Origin of the sequence: Holdemania sp. 1001095H_141210_F2, assembly GCF_015558105.1 — a bacterium.
GTDB lineage: Bacteria > Bacillota_I > Bacilli_A > Erysipelotrichales > Erysipelotrichaceae > Holdemania.
Genome location: NZ_JADNPO010000069.1, coordinates 1 through 1021, shown reverse-complemented (window position 1 = coordinate 1021; position 1021 = coordinate 1). Strand labels below are relative to the sequence as shown.

Annotated in this window: 1 protein-coding gene; it reads left to right on the top strand. The window is 38.4% G+C overall.

Translation table 11 applies throughout. From position 1 onward, the window contains the following. Positions 1-18 precede the first annotated feature (18 nt). On the top strand, positions 19-1021 hold a 1003-nt coding region (locus I2G61_RS16280), incomplete at its 3' end, for a restriction endonuclease subunit S (RefSeq protein ID WP_195548481.1).

Genomic DNA, 1021 nt, shown 5'->3' with positions numbered 1-1021 from the left:
AAATTCGGATTTATAGGGATGAAAATGAAATATAATCTATTAAAAGATATAGCGATTATCACAATGGGACAATCACCTGATTCTTCAAGTTATAACGAAGAGGGAAATGGTATACCATTTTATCAGGGAAATGCTGATTTTGGTGAATTGTATCCAATTGCAAGAGTTTGGTGTAACAGTCCAAAGAAAACCGCTAAAGAGAATGATATTTTAATTTCTGTTAGAGCGCCTATTGGGGCACTGAATTATGCAAAAGAGGAATGTTGCATTGGTCGTGGTTTGGCAGCTATTACAATTGAAAACAGTTCGATGAGAAATTATGTTTTTCATTTTTTAAAAGCTCAGAATAAAGAACTCAACAACAAAGGAACAGGTAGCACTTTTAAGGCTATTAGTAAATTGGTTCTTGAAGAGGTTCAGGTACCAGTCATGAGTGTAGAACAACAAAAAGTAAGCATGAAACTGATGGATACAATTGAACAAACTATCCGTCAGAGAAAACAAGAATTACAAAAATTAGACGATCTCATCAAAGCCCGATTTATGGAGCTGTTCGGGAATCCTATTACAAGAGAAAAGGACGAGGAACTGAAAGCTCTCGGAGATTATTGTGATCTAAAGGCAGGCAAGTTTGTTAAGGCATCAGACATAGTAGAAAACAATGTCGAAGGGCTTTATCCTTGCTTCGGTGGGAATGGTCAACGAGGTTTTGTTAGTGATTACACGCATGATGGCGATTTCCCCATTATCGGTAGACAAGGAGCTTTGTGTGGAAATGTGCAGTATGCGAGTGGCAAATTCCACGCTACTGAACACGCAGTAGTTGTGACCCCCAGAATTGAGATGGACAGATATTGGCTCTATTACCTGTTATTGCAATTGAACCTAAATAGATATGCTACTGGAGCTGCACAACCGGGATTGGCTGTTAGCAATCTCGAAAAAATTCATGTTTCTGTACCGAAATTGTCCCTCCAGAAAAAGTTTGCAGACTTCGCTCGTCAGAGCGATAAATCAAAAT